Below are 18,492 nucleotides of genomic sequence, written 5' to 3' on the forward strand. Positions count from 1 at the left end.
CGCGCACCAGGCTGCGGCCCATGTTGGTCCAATCCGGACCCTTGGGGCTGTAGAGACCGATCAGGGTGAAGATCTTGCGCCGGGCATATTGCCCTTCGGTCACGGTGAACTCGCCGTTCAGGTACACGGCCCCGGTGGAGCCGCGCGTGGCATAGCCGCCGGTCCAGCCCTGTGAGGCATCGTCGAACCCACCCGGGCGGATGGTCAGACGCACCTTGGCCAGCGTGCCCTTCGGGATGAGGTTGGTATTGCTCTGCGCGTCGTTGAAATCGTTCCAGGAACCCATGGGGAACCTCCTTTTTTCTGATCAGGATTGCAGTTGGGATTTGTCAGCGGCCACCGGTTCAGCGGGCGGCGGGGCGTAGGTCAGGCGATCCGTCGCCGGGGTCACAGGCGTCCGGATCTTCGCCATCAGGCGGCCGAGATGGGGTTCTTCCACCTGTCCGAGGCGGCCAGAGCGATCCTTGGCCGGAAATCCCCAGGGGTTGATCGTCTGGCAGACAAAGGCGCGATACGGATCACCGCCGTCGGCCTTCAGTTCGGACATGGTGATCACCTCATCGACGATCCCCGGCAGCTCTAAGCCGGTCTTGGAGCCATCGATCTGCGGCTGGAATATCTTGCGATTGAAGTCATCGAGCTTCTCGTCGAGAATCCCAACGAACCAGACGTTCTTCGCCCGTGTGTGCTGCAGATGGGTGAGCCAACCGATCATCTCGCGGCCATGCAGCCCGTAAGCGCCACGCACATCCGGCTTGCCGGTCTTCTCCGACAGTGCCTCAGGCTGACCCTTGCACCACCCGAAGCACAGCCGCCCCGCCACAGTGATGGAGTCGACGAAGATGGTGTCGTAGCGATCGAGTTCCGCCGGATCGCCGAAGCGGTCGCAGACTGCCTTGTAATGGGCCGGGCTATAGGGCTGCTCGTCGCGCAGTGCCGGGTTGGGCCCGCCGATGAACACCGCGAAATCCCGGCATTCCGCCCATGTCCGAGGCCGGATGCTGTCGCCCGCCCAGCCCTCGATGGCGAGATCGCCCGCTTCGAGATCCATGAACAGCGTGCCCTCGGGGTCGAGGGTCCAGAGCAACGAAGTTTTGCCGATTCCACTCTTGCCGAAGATGCAGCCCTTGATGCCGCGCGGTTCGGCAAGCCGCTGGTCGGCGCTGATGATGGGGAGCGCGCCGGTCATGCCAGCACCTCCTGACGCGCCCGCTCCACATCGGGGTCGGTGCTGGTCACGGCCGCAAAGAGCGCATCGAGACGGTCCGCCTCGTCGAGGCATTCCTTGCCCTTGCGCCGCATGAACCGCCGCGCGTCGTCGAGCAGTTCGGGCTCGGCGATCAGATCCGGGATGGCGACGTATTCCTCGGCGCCTTCGACAAAGTAGGTCTTCGAGCGCAGGTCCTTGATCAGCGGCACGAACGCGTCGCAGACATCCGAAAAGTCCGCCTGCTCCAGACCGTCGGTCCGGTTGCGCAGGATCCGCTTCACCTCCGTGATGATGCCGGTGCGCAGCATCCGCAGCGCCCCCTCCTGCCGCGCCTGCGTGCAGGTCAGCGGAAAGGCAGTTCCCATCATCTCATCGGCGATTTTCGGGGCGTTGTTTCCAAGCCGGGAGGCAATCTCCCAGACCCGCTCGGCGAATGCCGCCGTCTGGCTATCGAGCATCGAACCACTCCTTGATTGTCGTGAAAGCTGCAGACCCCTGCGCGATGGCCCGCGCGTCGAGGTCGTGAAACGGGGTGTCGCCGGCCTCGCGCATGCCTTTGCGGGCAAGGGCGAGGTTCTCGTCGGAAGCCCATTCGGCGAAAGCGCGAAAGACACCCGTCACATGCCGCCAGGCCGCCTGCTCAGGCGTGGGCGCCACATAGAGAGGATTGCGTCGGCTGGCGCGGCGCTGCGGGCGCATCCCGCGCATGGCGGCATCTACCACCATCTTGCGCAGGGCCGCGCGTGAGGGTTCTTCCCCGTGCTCCAGCCGCTCATCCAGCGTGCGCCGCACGATGCCAGGATCGACGGCTTCCGCGTCACGGAGCTGGCGGGCCTCGTGGATCTGGTCGCGGCGCAATCCGAGATCGGCCGTGGTGGTTTCAACGTTGCCGTTAGCAACCTTGAAATTTCTCCCGCCGCCGTGGCCAGCCACCTCGCCCCGCGCCTGCGCGGCATCGTATTCGTCCGCGAGGCGACGTTTGGCGCGGGCCTCGATCTCCAGCGCGTGGGCCTGCGCGCGATGCGCCGCCGCGACGAGATCGTCATGGGCGCTCTTCGCTCGTTGCAACCGGGCGGCGCGTTTCGCCACATCGTAGGCCAGACCGGCCACCTCTCGCGCCTCGAGCACCTCGGCGGCGGTTTTCGCCCCAGAAAGCATGCTGGCGGCGCGCTCGATCAGGCTGGGAAGGTCCTGTGACGGGGTCGATGTTGCCGCGAGCGCCGTCATTGATCGCCCCCCTGCGGGACGATCTCGACCTTCAGCGTGCCCGGCCTGACGGTGCGCGCGGGCTCGAAACCCTGCCGAATGGCCTCGGGCCAGGCGACGTATTTGCGCTCCGGCACCTTGTAAGCGAGATCGACATATTCGGCCGGATCGTCCCCGGCATCGCGGATCCTTGCGACCATGTCGGCAAGCCGCTCCTGATCCCAATCCACCCGCTTCGGCAGATCAGCCACCACGGTGAAATCACCGTCGTCGAAGCGGACGGTGCCGGTGTCCTTGGCCAGCAACTGCCGTTCCTCGGCGGCGCGGGTGGCATAGCGGACGGCCAGTCCCGCATCGAAGCGGGTCTTGGCCGCCTTGTCGCGCTTAAGGCGCTCGTCGATCTCGCGCTGCAGGATTGCCAGCAACTCGACCGGCAGCGCAGCAACCTCGGCTGCGCTGAGGGACGGTAGATCGTCCGGCGTCGGGGTGTTCTCGGGGAATGGCATGAAATGGCCTCCGTGATTGGTGAAAAGGGATTGAAATGCGGGCATCACGCGGCAGCCCTGCCACTCGAACCGGTGGCGTCGCAGGGCTGCCCCTGTTCGGCGAGCAGCAGCTCGGACAGCGAGACGGCAGCGGCTTTGGGCTTGGGCCGGGCGACGGCGATATAGGCGAATTGGTCGGGGCCCACGCGTTCTTGGACGAGATGCACGAGGGCCAGTTCGGCGGCCCAGAAAGCCCGCGATCCTAGACCGTGCAACGCGACACGCTGCGCATTCGACAGCTTTGAGAACATCGGGAAGACGTCGAGCACCAGAAAGCCGCGATGGTATTCCAGCCGGTCGCCGGGAACGGCCTGTGCCACCCAGGCGCAGAACTCGATTTCGGAAAGCGGTCGGCTGGCGCGGACCGTGATGAAGGGTGTGGTTTCCATGAACATGATCTCCTCCTTTTTCCCCTCTACTCAGGCCGCCGCGACATCGTCCCAGACGGGACCGAGACCGTTTCAGCGTTCTTGTTCGGGGCGCTCGGCAGCCCGTCGAGACTGACCGCTGCCGTATCGGCATAGATCGCGACGAGAGGCGTTCCGTCCTGATGGGAACCGGCGTTCTCGATCCGATAAGCACGTTGGTTTTCCAGGATTTCCGGCAATTCCCAGCGGCGATAGAAGCCGGGGATCCTGACGAGAGCCGCCGTATGAACAGAGTCGTGTTGTTTCATGGGATTATCCATTGCTGCGGGCTGCGACCGTCCATGGCCATTCAACTAGGAAAAGCCGCTCGTGCGAGTGGATCGGGACATCGGGGTCGGCGGATGCATGACCTGCCACGCCGATTTCGAAGCGGGCTTTTTCGAAGTGCTTGAGCGAACTTGGTCACACTCGAACGCCTCTACGTCTTCCAGCCGATAAACGACCCGCCCACCGAGCTTGACGAAGCGTGGACCCTCACCGGTCCAACGCCACCGCTCGAGCGTGCGATGCGAGATGTTCCAGCGATCGGCGAGATCGATCTGGTTCAGATGCTTCAGTGACATGCAGGTCTCCGTTGAATTGCGCTTCGGTACATCCCGCAGCGCCGAAGCACCGGGACATACAAGCATTTTCAACGGGTTAGACTTGGTTTGATATGATCAAGAAGGATTTTTCTTGTGACGTCGGACAATGAAAAAGCCCCAAGAAACCGGGGCTGCTTCAAAGCTTCTGTGACGTGACGCGTCGACGCGTGTGACTCCGACGCTTCAGTCGGTACTGGCCGATGAAATGCTGCCCGTAATATCCGCGACCGAGATCTCACAGCACTGCGGGTTGATTCGATAGCCCGCACGCTCCTTGGTCTGAATGAACGAATCTTGATCCATCGGGATACCCAACGACACGTTCAAAGGTTCGATGGCCTCACGCAACCGCTTCAGCTGCTGACGCATCGACTGATCGGAAATGCCGAGGCACTGCGCCAGGTCCGGTGCCGAACGATACGGAACCTCGGACCGTCGCTTCTTGGCAGTTCTGAAGGCCTCGATCAAAGCGGCGACCAGTTTGAAATTCGCACCCTCCAGCGCCATCGCGCCCTTGAAATACACGCGCTCCTGATCATCGTCGAATGCAAATTCAAGGGGAGCCACCGAGAGCCGATCCATGAATGCCTTCATGTCGGCGTCGTAGGTTGAGGGCGGGGCAACTTCGACGTGACCTCGGTTGTTGCACGCAACGAGCAGCGATGCCGCCGGCAGCTCGTTTCTGAACAGGGCGGTGCTGTATTCCCTGAGCGCCGACGAAATCACATCCTCAACGGAATTCGCGTGACGCTGAAACAGATCGAAGAGGCGATCCCCCGCCTCGGCAGTCGGCACGCCCGGGAAGTGGCCGACCGCAGAAACGATCTCTGGGAAGTCCACCAGGAACCTCGCCTTCGTGGTCGTCGAGATCCTCTTGAATAACGACACGTAAGCCAGCGCCATGCGCAAGTCGTCCCCGCCGCTCCGATCGTCGAGAAGCAAGTCGTGCATATAGCGAGCTGGCGGCTCATGTTCGCCCAACCCGGCCGCGAGGATTCCAAAACGTCTGTCGATACACTGCGAGCACACACCACAGTGCTTTTGGCCTTCGGTCCATTTCCTGGGCCGGGTACAACTGACGGTCTGACTGAGCAAATCGACCATCCCTGCCGCCGCGATCTTCTCAGTCACTTCCGTCTTAGTCAGCCATTGTAGGGGTGTGTGGATCTGGATCTGACGATCTAGGAGCAGTGAAAAGAGGTGCTCAAGCCCGCGCAGGACTTTCGGGTGGGTAGTACGCGTCGCTCGGCCACCAACAACGTCGCCCGCCAGCGGCAAATTGATGCTGACCACCCCGTTTTCATAGAAACTGAAGCTGTCCTTGCCGGACATTCTGGCTACAACGAAGCCTAAGCATGCGAACAGGAAAGAGCGAGTTCGCTGGGTGAATTCGCGTGCGCGAACGCCTTCGTTGCTGACCCAAACAGGAACATAGGAAAGGCGCCGGTCAAATCCCTTGCGCTTGAGCTCGGCAATAAGGCCTTCCTGAACGGACCTGACCTTAGTCGACGAGTAATGTCCAACCAGCGTGAGCGACCGACCGTTGGCCACCAGATCAGTCACGGCACCGGCGAACGAGTCCACGCCGCCTGAGAATAGTGCTACCTCGTCGTGTTCGTCCGCGGGGTCGATAAGATCTTGAAAATACAGTTCCTTGGGCTGAACCGGCGTCTCAGCCTGCCGAAAATCAAATGTATAACTGTCGTCGGAAAGAAATCCCAACGTGTCGATCAGCGCATCCTGAACCTCAGGGTCCTGCCAGACCTCCAGTTCCCGCACCGGGATCGAGAACCTGAGGCTCCTGCGCCAATTTTCGCCGAATTTCGAAAGCTGTTCCGATCCACGGACCAGGCGCTGATCGGCGCAATAGACATATGCAGCGACCTCGAGCAGATCGATCAGCAGGTCGGGCAGGTTCGAGAGCATCGTTCTGCTAATGTAGTCGATGCGGAGGTTCACGTTCTTGCTCGGACCATGGACGTTCATGGTGATCGCCTCCTTGCAGGAGGCGGCGGTTACACCGCATTCGATCAGATGCTGCTTCACGCCTTACCTTTCCGCAATGCGAGTTCGGTCCTGATTTTCTCAACTGCGTGCGAAGAAAAAGCCCGCGTATCCGCTCGTGAAATCGCCTTGCCGTCGCGATAGTGGTTCTTTCCCAGCCAGTCCCGGGCAAATGTTCGCATGATGAGGGCTGACTCATTGCAATGCCGACGGACTGCACCGTCAAACGTCTCGATGTCATGGACGGAGCGCGCAATGCGACCCGGACCGATCATGTTGTGGAGGTTTCGATCTACGTAGTAATGGATCACTCGCTCGACAAAGTTGGCGTAAAAGCTTTGGGCCAATGCGGCGAATTTTTCAGTTCCCCTCAAACTGGCGAGCGAGGCCCGCACGTCGTCCGCGCCGGGGCTCCAAAGAGATGGAAGGTTCGACTGCATGCCCTCTGCCAACGCCGAAAGGCCAGCGCGACGAGCGATTTCGCCGAGGTCTGTATTCCCCTGGTGGATCCGACGTTGAACCCGCTCCACGGCACTGTCATACTGAAAGAGGAGGTCAGAGACCGACGCGGGCTTGGCGCCGTTGATGCCGATTTCAGCCAGTGCCCTTGATGCATCTTTGGCCGCACTTGCCTGAGGCAAGCGGATCAACAACCAGAGCGCTTCAATGAAGACATCGTCTTTCAAAGCAAATTTCAGTGCTTCTCGACCAAATTCGGTAATTTGATCGGCCACCGCCTCGGTTGGAATACCGCCGTCCACTATGTACCGAATAATTTCGGGCAACAGGCGGTATGCCGGCATTTTTCCAAGACGCTGGTGCCCCATTAAATCATCTCTCAAATTTATCGGTGCTTGAAACCGGAATATGCGCTCCCATCAAATCTTCCCGCGAGACTGGCGTCTCGTGCGCAGGCACACGTTCACTCTGTCCGGATCATGATTCGCTTTCAAGGCATTGTTAAACACCGAGAATGCTCGCGTCAGGAGAGATGTTCGCTCGTGCGTAACCGTCCGGTCTGACTGCTCTGCCTTGGGTTAGAGTGTTTCGATAATGTCCACTTCTGATAGTGGGCATTGTGGGGGCGCGATATGGGCACGCCGAAGGGTATCAAGAAGCGGTTTTGGTCGGACGAGGAGAAGCGGTCGATCTGTTTGCAGACACGGGCGCCTAGGGTGTCGGTGGCACAGGTTGCGCGCCGCTACGCGATGAACACGAACCTGATCCATAAATGGTTGAAGGACCCTCGTTTCGCCCCGATCGACCAGTCGGAGCCGGATTTGACCGTGACCACGGCCACGGATGACGCAGTCTTTCTCCCGGTTGAAGTTGAAGGCGTGACCATTGTCGCGGACCCGACACCGGCTCCACGTCATGCGGGCCCGGCGGCGCCCCTGACGGCACAGCGCGTTGATATCGCCCTGTCGGACGGACGGCGCATCTTGGTGGAGGGGACCACGGCGTTGGCCGCGGTCGTGGCGATGGTCGAGGGGTTGTCCTCATGATCCCGGTGCCGAGCAACGCGCGGATCTGGCTGGCTGCGGGCGTGACGGATATGCGGCGGGGCTTCAACACGCTGGCGGCGCAAACCGAGAAGGTCCTGGAGTTGGATCCTTATTCCGGCCACCTCTTCGTCTTCCGCGGTCGGCGTGGTGATCTTTTGAAGATCATCTGGTGGGATGCCCAAGGCGCCTGCCTGTTCACCAAGCGCCTTGAACGGGGCCGATTTGTCTGGCCGACTGCCAAGGGTGGCAAGGTGAGCCTGAGCCCGTCTCAGCTGGCGATGCTGCTGGAAGGGATCGACTGGCGCGCGCCTCTGAAGACATGGACGCCTCTCACAGCGGGGTAGTCTATTGCCCAATAAAACATGGGCTTTGATGCTGTTTCTTGTTCCAGCCGATCGCGCGTATCGGTATATTGCCGGCCATGTCCGAGACCTTCAAATCCCTGCCAGATGACCCCGCCGAACTGCGGGCTGTCAGCGAGTTGATGGTCCAGCATATCCAGTCTCAGGCCTATCAAATCGAGAAGCTGAAGGCCGAGCTGGATGGGCACCGGAAAGCCCGCTTTGGGTCCAAGTCCGAGACTTCCGAGCAGCTGGCGCTGGACCTGCAAGAGGACACCGAGATCGAAGCCGCGGCCCAAGAGCAGGCCGAGGACGATGCCGTCGACGAAGGGGCTGCATCTGAAGAGGAACAGACACAGCGCAAGCGGACCCACAACCGTGCGCCGCTGCCCAAGCATCTCAAGCGCGAGCAGACCGTCCTGTCGCCCGGCGAGACCTGTGGCGATTGCGGCGGCAAGCTGCGTCAGCTTGGCGAGGATGTGACCGAGGAACTGGACTACGTCCCTGGCCACTTCGTGGTGCGCCAGATCGTGCGTCCGCGCATGACCTGCAACGGCTGCGAAGCCTTCGTGCAGGCCGAGCTACCGTCGCGGCCCATCACCCGTGGGCGCGGTGGTCCAGGCCTTCTGGCCCATGTGCTCGTCAGCAAATATTGCGATCACCTGCCGCTCTATCGCCAATCCGAGATCTACGCCCGCGAGAAGGTCGAGCTGCATCGCTCCACGCTGACGGATTGGGTGGGACGCTCCACCAGTCTGCTGACCCCGCTCGCCGATCATATCGGCGCACTGGTCCGCGCCGGGCCCGCGCTCTTTGCGGACGACACACCCCTCAAGCTGCAAACCAAGGGCAAAACCGGCAAGACCCAGACCGCCCGGCTGTGGTGCTATGTTCGCGATGAGCGGCCATGGGCCGGTACCACACCGCCTTGCGCGTGGTACCAGTTCAGCGCCGATCGCAAAGGTGAGCATCCCGTCAGCCATCTGACCGGATATGAGGGCTGCGTGCATGCTGACGGGTTTGCAGGGTTCAACGGCCTGTTCGGCCCAGATGGCGCAAGCGAGCAGGCATGCATGGCGCATGTGAGGCGCAAGTTCGTCGAAGTCTATGAGCGCGAGGGCTCCACCATCGCCGGGGAGGCCATCAAGCAAATCGCAAAGCTCTATGTCATCGAGAAGACCATCCGGGGCAAATCCGCTGAGGAGCGGGCGACCGTGCGCGAGGAGCAGGCCAAGCCCATCTTTGACGCCCTCGAGGCGTGGCTCGCCGAGCAGCTTCCAAAGATCTCCGGCAAATCCAAGCTTGCCGAGGCCATCCGCTATGCCCAAGGCCGCATGGCCAAGGGGCGCGGCTATCTCAGCGACGGCCGCCTCGAGCCCGACAACAACATCTGTGAAAACAAAATCCGCCCCGTAGCCGTCGGCCGCAAGAACTACCTGTTCGTCGGATCACAGGGCGGCGGCAAAGCGGCGGCCGTCGCCTACACCTTGATCGAGACCGCCCGCATGAACGGCGTCAATCCAGAAGCATGGCTCACCTGGGTTCTCGAACGCCTCCAGGACCATAAAACCACCCGCATCGAAGACCTCATGCCCTGGAACTTCTCCGCCAAATAAATCAACCGCGGGTAGACCGGACGCATACGCTCGTGCCGTCTATGAATGATTTCGAAGCAGCGCGCAGAAACCAGACAAGCATTTGTTTTTGATTGTTTTTATTGGCTAACCGCATAGCGTTTCCCTGTTCGAAACGTTCTCCTGCCGGTGCTCCAATGAAACGACCCAACCCACTCCCAGCGGACCAGATGACACCGGCTGAACGCCGTGCCGATTTGTGTGGCCTGCTGGCTATCGGGCTGGTTCGCCTGCGGATGCGCGATCGGGCGGAAGTATCTGAGAATAGTAGAGAAAGTTCCCTACACTATCCGGCCGACGAATGGCGTCATGCAACTCCAACTCACCGGAGAAACGCATGACCAAACAAGACCCCATTCCCGTCCGCCTGGACGCGCTGAAGACAACGCCAACGCCAGACCTGAAGACGCAATGGCGTGAGCTGTTCGACAGCGAGCCGCCGCCGTTCAATCGTCGCTACCTCGAGAGCCGCCTCGCGTACCGCATCCAGGAACTGGCCTATGGCGGCCTGAAGCCGGAAACTGTGAAGCGGCTGGAAGTTCTCGGCGAACAGCTGGACGGTGGCGACCGCAAGAAGAGCCGCATCCGCGCTGACCTGAAGCCCATCGTAGGTACACGGCTGATCCGTGAATGGCAGGGCATTGAGCATCTCGTCACCGTCACGTCTGACGGTTTCGACTGGCAGGGCCGACCTTACAAATCGCTGTCCGCCGTTGCCCGCGCCATAACCGGCACGCGCTGGAACGGCTGGATGTTCTTCGGCCTGAAAAACCACCGGAGGGGCGCATGACCAAACCCATCGTCAGAAAACTGCGCTGCGCCGTTTACACCCGGAAGTCCTCCGAGGAAGGGCTTGAGCAAGAGTTCAACTCGCTCCATGCCCAAAGGGAAGCCTGTGAGGCGTACATCGCCAGCCAGCGGTCCGAGGGCTGGGTTCTGGTTCGCGACCAATATGACGACGGCGGCATTTCCGGCGGAACGCTGGACCGCCCCGGCCTGAAACGGCTACTCGCGGACGTCGAGGATGGGCTGGTGGACGTGGTTGTCGTGTACAAGATCGACCGCTTGTCGCGCTCGCTCATGGATTTTTCCAAGCTGGTCGAGGTCTTTGACCGGAATGGCGTCACCTTCGTTTCCGTAACGCAGTCTTTCAACACGACAACGTCTATGGGGCGGCTAACGCTGAACATCCTGCTCTCGTTTGCCCAGTTCGAGCGTGAGGTGACGGCGGAACGTATTCGGGACAAGGTTCGCGCCAGCCGAATGAAGGGCATGTGGATGGGCGGCGTGCCGCCTCTGGGTTACGAGGTGAAGGACCGCAAGCTGGTCATCAAGGAAGCCGATGCCGACAAGATACGCTGGATTTTCGCCCGCTTCATCGAAATCGGATCAGGCACGGAACTGGCGCGGGAACTGGCGGCACGCGGTATTCAGACCAGCCGTGGCAACCGGATCGACAAGAAATACCTGTATCGCCTGTTGAACAACCGCGCCTACATCGGCGAGGCCGTGCACAAAGGCGACAGCTATCCCGGCGAGCACGACGCGATCATCGACCGCGCGGTTTGGGACAAGGTCCACGCCATCCTGACGACAAGCCCCCGCAAACGCGCCGCGCGCACGCGTGCCGACACGCCAGCCCTGCTGAAAGGACTGCTATACGGCCCCGATGGCGCGGCGTTCTCGCCGACCCACACCCGCAAGAAGGGCAAGCTTTACCGCTACTATGTCAGCCAGACTGTTTTGAAACACGGTGCAGGATCATGTCCGGTCGGCCGGGTTCCAGCGGGCGAAATCGAAAGCGCCGTCATCGACCAGCTCCGCGCCGTGTTCCGCCAACCCGAAATCGTAGCGGGCACATGGAAAGCGGCACGCGCACAGGACGGCGAGATCACCGAGGCCGATGCCCGTGACGCACTGGCCCGACTCGATCCGCTCTGGGATGAACTCTTCCCCGCAGAGCAGGCGCGCATCGCGACACTGTTGGTCGAGCGGGTCGATATCGGCATCGATGGCCTCGATGTACGCCTCCGCATGGACGGTCTGATCGGGCTGGCGCGCGAAATGATGGCTGATCTAGGAACGGCGGCATGACCCGCGCGAAGCCAGTGCCAAAAACGGTGACAGTGCACATCCCGTTCCGCATCGTGAAGCGCGGCGGCCGAAAGGAGATGCAGATGCCGGATGGGCCATCTGGGCACACCAAGATGGACAACACGGTGGTCAAGGCGCTGGCACGTGCGTTTCGCTGGAAACGGATGTTGGAGTCGGGGGAGTTCACGACAATGGCAGAACTGGCTGAACACGAGGGGATCGCATTCACCTATATGGCAAGGGTATTGCGGCTTTCGCTGCTTTCGCCAGAGGTCGTTGATGCCATCATGTCGGGCCAGCACCACTCGCACATTTCTTTGGCGAAGCTAATGGACCCATTCCCATTGAATTGGGCCGAGCAAGAAACGTTTTGGCTGTCTGAAAGACAAAACCCGGAATCCGAATAGACATCAACGTATCGAGAGACACGAGAAGCACGCCACGGCGGAATCGGGCGTGCAAAAGCCAAGGTCGCGCGATAGGGTCCCCGAAAACAAGACGTGAAAACAAGCCCTTTTCGCAAGTATCGGTGATCCGCCCATGTCCGACAGCCTGACCGACCTGATCCTGTCCTTGACGCCCGAAGACGGGTCTTCCATCGGCAATGGCGCGATGATGGCGCTTTTGCGCGAGCATCTGCCGGGCTTGGCGGACGAAGATTATGCGGTCGCGCGCGATGAACTGGTTGAGGACGGGGCCCTCGGGCGCGGACGGGGGCGCGGCGGGTCTATCTATCGCGCGGATGTGGCTGATCTTGAATTGACCGCGCCCGTGGTCAAGGAACCCAAGACAACCACCACTACGCGCAAGAAGAGCACCCGCAAATCCGACGATCCGACACAGGTGGTCAGCTACCGGCATGGCGAGACGCGGGTGAACAACCCCGAGGTCGGGATGGTCCACGCGGGCACCGATCCGGACGGGGACAAGACGACCTGGGCCTATGATCCGCATCTGGATCCGGTGCTGAACTTCGACTCTGCGCGCGGCGGGATCGAGACTCTGATCGACGACGCCCTTGCCAGCGACGATCCCCAGCGGATGAAGGACGCGCTGGTGGAACTTAAACGGCTCCAGCAGCCCTATCTGAACTGGACGGGCAAGGCGGAGAAGACCAGTTTCGAGGTCGATACAGTCTCGCTCCATGTCCATGAACGGGTTGACCCGGCGACGATCCTGGCCAATGCGACCAAGCGGCTGAAGGGCAAGGATGCGCCCAGCCAGTGGCGGCAGCCGGACCTGTTCGCGGCGCCGTTTGAAAACCTGCCGCTGCGCCAGGCGTTGGATTTCTACCACCACGAAAAGGGCTGGTCGAACCGGCTGGTGGCGGGCGACAGCCTGCTGGTGATGAACTCGCTTCTGACCAAGGAGAGCATGGGCGGCACCGTCCAGATGATCTATATCGACCCGCCCTATGGCATCAAATACGGGTCGAACTTTCAGCCCTTCACCAACAAGCGCGACGTGAAGGACCGGTCAGACGCGGACCTGACGCAGGAACCCGAGATGATAAAGGCGTTTCGCGACACCTGGGAATTGGGCATCCATTCCTACCTCACCTATTTGCGCGACCGGCTGCTGCTGGCGCGGGACTTGCTGACCGAAAGCGGGTCGGTGTTCGTGCAGATTTCGGATGAGAATTTGCATCACGTTCGTGAAATGATGGACGAGATATTCGGCGTAGAAAACTTCATAAGCAACATTGTAATACAAAAGACCGGCGGACAAGCTTCTCAAAATCTCGCCAATATTGCAGATTACGCAGTCTGGTATTCTCGTGACAGATCAAAACTTAAATATCGACAAATCTACAGAGAGAAGATTGCAGGAGAGGGGCACGGCTCCGGCGCACGATATAATCTGACCGATGATTGCGGCCGTGAATATCAGTGGACTGCTCTTGTCTCAAACCGTCCGCCAGGCTCGTTTCCCGTCGATTTCCAAGGTAAGGAGTGGGGACCTTCTGGTGGTTTCTGGAAAACGGGTGAGGCCGGTTTTAAACGAATAATCGCGGCGGGACGTGTCAGTGGAAGTGCAACAACTCTTCGGTACAAGCGTTTCTTGGACGACTTTCCGGCATATGAGATTTCAAACATCTGGTCTGATGTGGCCGGAAGCCCAGACAAGATGTATGTCGTCCAGACTGCTGCGGCAGTTATAGAACGCTGCCTTTTGATGGCCACAGATCCCGGCGATCTGGTGCTCGATCCGACCTGTGGCTCTGGCACCACCGCCTTCGTCGGGGAAAAATGGGGGCGGCGCTGGATCACCTGCGACACCTCGCGCGTGGCGATCACACTGGCCAAGCAGCGACTGATGACCGCGTCGTTCGACTATTACGCCCTGCGCTATCCGCACGAGGGTCTGGGCGGCGGTTTCGACTATGAAACCGTGCCGCATATCATGCTGAAAAGCATCGCCAACAACCCCGACATCGACACGATCTACGACGAGGATCACCCCAAGGTCGCGGCCGCGCTCGACACCCTCAACACCGTGCTCACCACCACATCGGCCGCCACCCCGCCGAAGCCCCTGAAACCCACCCAAGGCGTGCGCAAGGGCAAGCCGGTGGACTTCGCCAAGGGCGAGACGCTGTTTGAGTGGGAGGTGCCGTTCGATCTGCCCGACGATTGGCCCGACGCCGCGCGCGCCCCGTTTGAAGCGTTCCATAAAGCCCGTCAGGCGATGCAGCGCCGCATGGACCAGTCCATCGCCGATCACGCCGATCAGGAAACGCTGTATGACAAGCCCCGCATCGACAAGAACCGCCTGCGCATCACCGGCCCGTTCAGCGTCGAGGCCGTGCCCGCGCCCACCGTCCTGTCGCTCGACGAAAGTGTGCCCGCGAGGGAGGCGGACGAGACTGTCGCCCGCTCCGGCGAGACCTCACGCCAGTCGCTCTGGCGCGACGAGCTGCTGAAGACCGGCGTGCGCGGAAAGGGCGGCGCGATGCTGCGCTTTGCCGAATTCGAAACCCTGCCGGGGTTGAAACACATCCATGCCAGCGGATCGCTGGCCGACACCGGCGAACGTGTCGTCGTCAGCTTTGGCCCCGAACACGCCAGCCTGGAACAGCGTCAGGTCGAATTGGCCCTGACCGAGGCCGAAACCTTGCGCCCGTCGCCCAAATTCATCCTGTTCTGCGCCTTCACCTTCGATCCTGAGGCCGCCAAGGACATCGACGAGGTGAATTGGCCGGGTGTCACCCTGCTCAAGGCGCAGATGAACACCGACCTGCTGACCGAGGATTTGAAGAAGAAACGCGCTTCCAACCAGTCCTTCTGGCTGATGGGCCAACCGGACGTGGATCTGCGCAAACGCAAGGACGGGATGTGGGAGGTCGAGGTCAACGGCTTTGACTATTTCGACCCGAAGGCGGGCGATCTGGTGTCTGGTGGTAAAAACCAGATCGCCATGTGGTCGCTGGACGTGGATTATGACCAGCGCTCGCTCATGCCGCATCAGGTGTTCTTTCCCATGGCCGACGCCAAGGGCGGCTGGAACCGGCTGCGCAAGACGATCCGCGCGGAGTTGGACGAGGACCTGCTGGAGCAGTTCCACGGCACCGTGTCGCTGCCGTTCGAGGCCGGAGACAACAAGCGGATCGCGGTGAAGATCGTCGATGATCGCGGGATCGAGTCCCTCAAGATCATGCCGCTGGAGGGGTAAGCCCATGTCCCTCATCATCAATACGCCCTTCGTCTGCCCCGCCCAGCATTGGATCGAGGCCAAAGGCGGAAAGCTGGAGATCAAGCCCGAGCGGCGGCCAGCGAGCTACGAGGTGTTCGACGCGCGCAACAACACCAAGCGGACCGAGGTGCTGGATCTGGTAAACACGATCCGCACACGCGTTGACGCCTGGCGCGAGGCAGGCTGGCCCGGCGTGACCATCGTAACGCGCAAGCTGCTGGACCACTGGCATGACCGCGATGCGCGGCAATATCCATTCTACTTCTGCCAGTTGGAGGCCATCGAGACTCTGATCTGGTGGGTCGAGGGGGCGGAAGCGTTCAAGCAGGGCATCGCGATCCCGGGCGATGGCGGGACGTGGGAGCGCCTGTGCAACAAGATGGCTACGGGCGCGGGGAAGACCACGGTGATGGCGATGATCATCACCTGGCAGGTACTCAATGCGCTGACCTATCCGAAGCGGAACAAAGACTTCAGCCGCGCCGTGTTCATCGTGGCACCCGGGCTGACCGTGAAAGAACGGCTGCAGGTGCTGTTGCCAAGCGAGGGCAGCTACTACGACGAGTTCAACCTGTGCCCGTCCGAGGCGCTGCGCGCGAGGCTGAACCAGGCCGAAGTGCTGATCGATAACTGGCATTCGCTGATGCCGCTGAAAGAAGCGGATCGCTCGGTCGTCAAGAAGGGCCGCGAGTCCGACGAGGCATACACGCGGCGGGTGCTGGGGAAGCTGGCCGTGCACAAGGACATCATCGTCATCAACGACGAGGCGCACCACGCCTACCGCAAGCCGCCCGAGGTGAAGATCAGCAAGAAGCAGGCCGCCGAGCAGGGCATTGATCTGGACGAGGCGACACGCTGGATCGAGGGTCTGGACCGCATCCACAAGACCCGCCGGATTCAGCGCTGCTTTGATCTCTCGGCCACGCCGTTCGCACCGACCGGGAAGAAAAGCACCGACACCGCGCTGTTCGACTGGATCGTCTCGGACTTCGGCCTGAACGACGCGATCGAGGCCGGGCTGGTGAAGACGCCGCGCGTGGTGGTGCGCGACGATGCCCTGCCGGACGCCAAGACGCTGCGGTCCAAGCTTTACCATATCTACCGTGATCCATCGGTGTCAGAAGATCTCAACCGGGCGAAGGCAGAGCCGCACGAGCCCCTCCCGAAGCTGGTTCAGGATGCCTACACGCTCCTCGGAGCCGACTGGCGGGAGACGCAGCGGCAGTGGCGGGATGTCGGGCATCATTCCCCTCCGGTGATGTTGACGGTGTGCAACCGCACGGAAACTGCAGCCCGCATCGAGAACTACTTCAACAAGGGGGACGCCCACTGGCCGGAACTGCATGCCATCGCTCGAACACTGCGGGTGGATTCAAAAGTCCTCGACAAGGCCGAGATTGGCGAGACAGCGACGTCAGACAAGGATTACGAGGCGCGGCTGAAGGAAATCATCGAAGCGGCCGACATTCCCGAAACTCGGAAGCAGCGGTTCCTGTCCCTGAAGAAAGAAGAGCTGCTGCGTGAGATTGTGGACAATGTCGGCAAGCGTGGGGCGGCTGGCCAGGACCTGCAAAACGTTATCTCGGTCGCAATGCTCTCAGAGGGATGGGACGCCAAGAATGTGACCCATATCATGGGCTTGCGGGCATTCACGTCGCAATTGCTGTGCGAGCAAGTCGTTGGGCGAGGCCTGCGCCGGGTTTCGTACGACACCGACGAAAACGGCCTGTTCTTGCCCGAGTACGTCAACGTGTTCGGCGTGCCGCTTTCCATCTCGGAGACTGGAGAAGGCGGCGACCCGCCCCCGCCGCCGAAGCCGACCACGCAGATCGAGGTTATCCCGGATCGGGCGTACCTCGAGATCAAGTGGCCGAACGTGTTGCGTGTGGAAACCGTCGTGAAACCGGAATTGACCGTTGCCTGGGACAAGGTGCCACCTCTGGTGCTTGACCCTGCCAGCACACCGATCAGTGCGGAGCTTGCTCCGGCCCTCGGCGGCGCGACAGATATGGGCAAGGTCACCGCGATCGATCTGGAAAAGCTGCCGGATGGTTTCCGGTTGCAGCGTCTCGTCTTTCAGGCGGCCCGGAAGGCGTTTGCCGAACTGAGCCACGGTTTCTCCGGGACGCCTGAATACCTGGCTGCGCAGTTGGTCAGGATCGTCGAGACATTTTTGCAATCCGACCGCCTCGAAATCCCATCCCTGTTTCACTCCGACCCGCTCCGTCGGCGGATCCTCATCGCACTGAACATCGATCTGGTCGTCCAAAATGTCCTGAGCAACGTGACCGAGCAGAACACGGAGCGCCTGACACCTGTCTTTGACGAGGAAAATCCGATCGGCGCAACCGGTCAGATGCGAACCTGGTACACGACCAAGCCATGCTTCCCCTCAACCAAGTCTCACATCAGCCATCTGGTCGGGGATTCATCCTGGGAGGGCCATGCGGCCAATGTCTTTGAGACCCGGGATGACGTGGAAGCCTATGCCAAAAACGATCATCTCGGCTTCCAAGTCTACTACATGTGGGCAGGCTCTCGGCGGCGATACGTCCCGGACTTCCTCGTTCGTCTGTCGGGTGGCAAGCTCCTGGCCCTCGAGATCAAGGGGACCGACAGCCCGCAGAATAAGGCCAAACGCGACGCACTGAACGAATGGGTCAAAGCGATCAACGCGGCCGGAGGCTTCGGACGCTGGGAGTGGGACGTGGCGTTCAAGCCGGGTGAAGTTCAGGACATCATCACGAGGCACGCTGCCGTTGCCGAGCCAGCAGAGTAGAGCGGACAAGACTTTCTGGGACACACGATCGGCCCAAGCGCATCCTGACTATACCGGCCGGTCGGGTTCTTCGTTTTCGCTGATCACCGCCAGCAGGGCATCATCCAGCTTCGGATCGTCCCATGTTCCGGAAATCGCCAGCCAGCGATCGAGGTGGCCACGAAACTGCGGATCGTCCCGGTTCATATGGAACGTGTAGAGCCGGTCGACGATCTGCCGCATCAGGTCGCGCATCGCGTCATTGTCGATGTGACTGACATCGGTCCACACCATCCGGCGGCCGTCTGCGTCGGTCACAAAGACATCGGAAAAGTCGCCAGTGCGGGTAACCGGGACAGTCCCGAGATATGGTTGAAAGTTGGTGATGGCCCCTGAGGGGCGGCATATCATGGCGGTGCTGAAGCGCCGTCAATTCTCAAAGAGAAAGGGATATGCCACATGTCGAAATCTACCGTTGTTCCATTCGAGC

The 18,492-nt window shown here is 61.0% G+C and carries 18 protein-coding genes and 1 pseudogene; 8 read left to right on the forward strand and 11 right to left on the reverse strand.

Translation table 11 applies throughout. The features are described from left to right. The 10 genes and pseudogenes from ROA7023_RS21370 to ROA7023_RS21415 all read right to left on the reverse strand — a co-directional run. Positions 1–286 (reverse strand): annotated as a pseudogene (locus tag ROA7023_RS21370) (hypothetical protein); the annotation flags it as partial. A 21-nt stretch (positions 287–307) separates the two neighbouring features. After that, positions 308–1,189: an ATP-binding protein gene (locus tag ROA7023_RS21375; protein ID WP_085881019.1), complete on the reverse strand. Its 882-nt coding sequence runs from the start codon at positions 1,187–1,189 to the stop codon at positions 308–310. Further along, positions 1,186–1,668, reverse strand: a complete 483-nt coding sequence (locus ROA7023_RS21380) for a hypothetical protein (RefSeq protein WP_085881020.1) — start codon at positions 1,666–1,668, stop codon at positions 1,186–1,188. The genes ROA7023_RS21375 and ROA7023_RS21380 overlap by 4 nt, the downstream gene beginning before the upstream one ends. After that, positions 1,658–2,437: a hypothetical protein gene (locus ROA7023_RS21385; RefSeq protein ID WP_085881021.1), complete on the reverse strand. Its 780-nt coding sequence runs from the start codon at positions 2,435–2,437 to the stop codon at positions 1,658–1,660. The genes ROA7023_RS21380 and ROA7023_RS21385 overlap by 11 nt, the downstream gene beginning before the upstream one ends. Next, positions 2,434–2,922, reverse strand: coding sequence for a hypothetical protein (locus ROA7023_RS21390; RefSeq protein ID WP_085881033.1), 489 nt, complete (start codon positions 2,920–2,922; stop codon positions 2,434–2,436). The genes ROA7023_RS21385 and ROA7023_RS21390 overlap by 4 nt, the downstream gene beginning before the upstream one ends. Positions 2,923–2,966: 44 nt before the next feature. Then, the gene (locus tag ROA7023_RS21395) at positions 2,967–3,356 is read right to left on the reverse strand and encodes a hypothetical protein (RefSeq protein WP_200812574.1); all 390 of its coding nucleotides are present in this window, start codon (positions 3,354–3,356) and stop codon (positions 2,967–2,969) included. 20 nt (positions 3,357–3,376) lie between these two features. Next, positions 3,377–3,637, reverse strand: coding sequence for a hypothetical protein (locus ROA7023_RS21400; protein WP_085881022.1), 261 nt, complete (start codon positions 3,635–3,637; stop codon positions 3,377–3,379). Positions 3,638–3,682: 45 nt separating this feature from the next. Continuing rightward, on the reverse strand, positions 3,683–3,952 hold the full coding sequence (locus ROA7023_RS21405; RefSeq protein WP_085881023.1) for a helix-turn-helix transcriptional regulator: 270 nt from the start codon (positions 3,950–3,952) through the stop codon (positions 3,683–3,685). A gap of 204 nt (positions 3,953–4,156) precedes the next feature. Then, positions 4,157–6,019, reverse strand: a complete 1,863-nt coding sequence (locus ROA7023_RS21410; protein WP_085881024.1) for a 7-cyano-7-deazaguanine synthase — start codon at positions 6,017–6,019, stop codon at positions 4,157–4,159. Further along, positions 6,016–6,804, reverse strand: a complete 789-nt coding sequence (locus tag ROA7023_RS21415; protein WP_143535699.1) for a hypothetical protein — start codon at positions 6,802–6,804, stop codon at positions 6,016–6,018. The genes ROA7023_RS21410 and ROA7023_RS21415 overlap by 4 nt, the downstream gene beginning before the upstream one ends. Before the next feature lie 264 nt (positions 6,805–7,068). On the opposite strand from ROA7023_RS21415, the gene tnpA reads away from it, so the two are divergent. From tnpA to ROA7023_RS21460, 8 genes are all read left to right on the forward strand, one after another. Next, positions 7,069–7,482 (forward strand): IS66-like element accessory protein TnpA, encoded by a 414-nt coding sequence (gene tnpA / locus ROA7023_RS21420; protein WP_085881026.1) that lies wholly within the window; start codon positions 7,069–7,071, stop codon positions 7,480–7,482. Beyond that, positions 7,479–7,826 (forward strand): IS66 family insertion sequence element accessory protein TnpB, encoded by a 348-nt coding sequence (gene tnpB, locus ROA7023_RS21425; protein WP_085881027.1) that lies wholly within the window; start codon positions 7,479–7,481, stop codon positions 7,824–7,826. The genes tnpA and tnpB overlap by 4 nt, the downstream gene beginning before the upstream one ends. A 77-nt stretch (positions 7,827–7,903) precedes the next feature. Beyond that, a complete protein-coding gene (gene tnpC, locus ROA7023_RS21430) occupies positions 7,904–9,439 on the forward strand; it encodes an IS66 family transposase (RefSeq protein WP_085881028.1) in 1,536 nt (511 codons plus the stop codon). A gap of 355 nt (positions 9,440–9,794) precedes the next feature. Next, the gene (locus tag ROA7023_RS21440) at positions 9,795–10,247 is read left to right on the forward strand and encodes a DUF2924 domain-containing protein (protein ID WP_074784666.1); all 453 of its coding nucleotides are present in this window, start codon (positions 9,795–9,797) and stop codon (positions 10,245–10,247) included. Then, entirely contained in the window at positions 10,244–11,551 is a 1,308-nt protein-coding gene (locus ROA7023_RS21445; protein WP_085881029.1) for a recombinase family protein, read from the forward strand. Before ROA7023_RS21440 ends, ROA7023_RS21445 begins: the two co-directional genes overlap by 4 nt. Next, positions 11,548–11,958 carry a ParB/RepB/Spo0J family partition protein gene (locus ROA7023_RS21450; protein ID WP_085881030.1) on the forward strand — a complete coding sequence of 137 codons (411 nt, stop codon included), beginning with the start codon at positions 11,548–11,550 and terminating at the stop codon, positions 11,956–11,958. Before ROA7023_RS21445 ends, ROA7023_RS21450 begins: the two co-directional genes overlap by 4 nt. Before the next feature lie 133 nt (positions 11,959–12,091). After that, complete coding sequence (locus tag ROA7023_RS21455) at positions 12,092–15,223, forward strand: site-specific DNA-methyltransferase (protein WP_074784659.1); 3,132 nt, start codon at positions 12,092–12,094, stop codon at positions 15,221–15,223. A gap of 4 nt (positions 15,224–15,227) precedes the next feature. Beyond that, positions 15,228–18,023: a BPTD_3080 family restriction endonuclease gene (locus ROA7023_RS21460; protein ID WP_085881031.1), complete on the forward strand. Its 2,796-nt coding sequence runs from the start codon at positions 15,228–15,230 to the stop codon at positions 18,021–18,023. A gap of 48 nt (positions 18,024–18,071) precedes the next feature. On the opposite strand, the gene ROA7023_RS21465 is transcribed toward ROA7023_RS21460, so the two are convergent. Beyond that, the gene (locus tag ROA7023_RS21465) at positions 18,072–18,320 is read right to left on the reverse strand and encodes a hypothetical protein (protein ID WP_234992391.1); all 249 of its coding nucleotides are present in this window, start codon (positions 18,318–18,320) and stop codon (positions 18,072–18,074) included. Positions 18,321–18,492 lie beyond the last annotated feature (172 nt).

It is taken from the genome of Roseisalinus antarcticus, from assembly GCF_900172355.1.
Classification (GTDB): Bacteria; Pseudomonadota; Alphaproteobacteria; order Rhodobacterales; family Rhodobacteraceae; genus Oceanicola; species Oceanicola antarcticus_A.

Coding starts and splice junctions, on each gene's coding strand:
- ROA7023_RS21375 (WP_085881019.1), bottom strand. CDS start 1,189: ATGACCGGCGCGCTCCCCATCATCAGCGCCGACCAGCGGCTTGCCGAA.
- ROA7023_RS21380 (WP_085881020.1), bottom strand. CDS start 1,668: ATGCTCGATAGCCAGACGGCGGCATTCGCCGAGCGGGTCTGGGAGATT.
- ROA7023_RS21385 (WP_085881021.1), bottom strand. CDS start 2,437: ATGACGGCGCTCGCGGCAACATCGACCCCGTCACAGGACCTTCCCAGC.
- ROA7023_RS21390 (WP_085881033.1), bottom strand. CDS start 2,922: ATGCCATTCCCCGAGAACACCCCGACGCCGGACGATCTACCGTCCCTC.
- ROA7023_RS21395 (WP_200812574.1), bottom strand. CDS start 3,356: ATGTTCATGGAAACCACACCCTTCATCACGGTCCGCGCCAGCCGACCG.
- ROA7023_RS21400 (WP_085881022.1), bottom strand. CDS start 3,637: ATGAAACAACACGACTCTGTTCATACGGCGGCTCTCGTCAGGATCCCC.
- ROA7023_RS21405 (WP_085881023.1), bottom strand. CDS start 3,952: ATGTCACTGAAGCATCTGAACCAGATCGATCTCGCCGATCGCTGGAAC.
- ROA7023_RS21415 (WP_143535699.1), bottom strand. CDS start 6,804: ATGGGGCACCAGCGTCTTGGAAAAATGCCGGCATACCGCCTGTTGCCC.
- tnpA (WP_085881026.1), top strand. CDS start 7,069: ATGGGCACGCCGAAGGGTATCAAGAAGCGGTTTTGGTCGGACGAGGAG.
- tnpB (WP_085881027.1), top strand. CDS start 7,479: ATGATCCCGGTGCCGAGCAACGCGCGGATCTGGCTGGCTGCGGGCGTG.
- tnpC (WP_085881028.1), top strand. CDS start 7,904: ATGTCCGAGACCTTCAAATCCCTGCCAGATGACCCCGCCGAACTGCGG.
- ROA7023_RS21440 (WP_074784666.1), top strand. CDS start 9,795: ATGACCAAACAAGACCCCATTCCCGTCCGCCTGGACGCGCTGAAGACA.
- ROA7023_RS21445 (WP_085881029.1), top strand. CDS start 10,244: ATGACCAAACCCATCGTCAGAAAACTGCGCTGCGCCGTTTACACCCGG.
- ROA7023_RS21450 (WP_085881030.1), top strand. CDS start 11,548: ATGACCCGCGCGAAGCCAGTGCCAAAAACGGTGACAGTGCACATCCCG.
- ROA7023_RS21455 (WP_074784659.1), top strand. CDS start 12,092: ATGTCCGACAGCCTGACCGACCTGATCCTGTCCTTGACGCCCGAAGAC.
- ROA7023_RS21460 (WP_085881031.1), top strand. CDS start 15,228: ATGTCCCTCATCATCAATACGCCCTTCGTCTGCCCCGCCCAGCATTGG.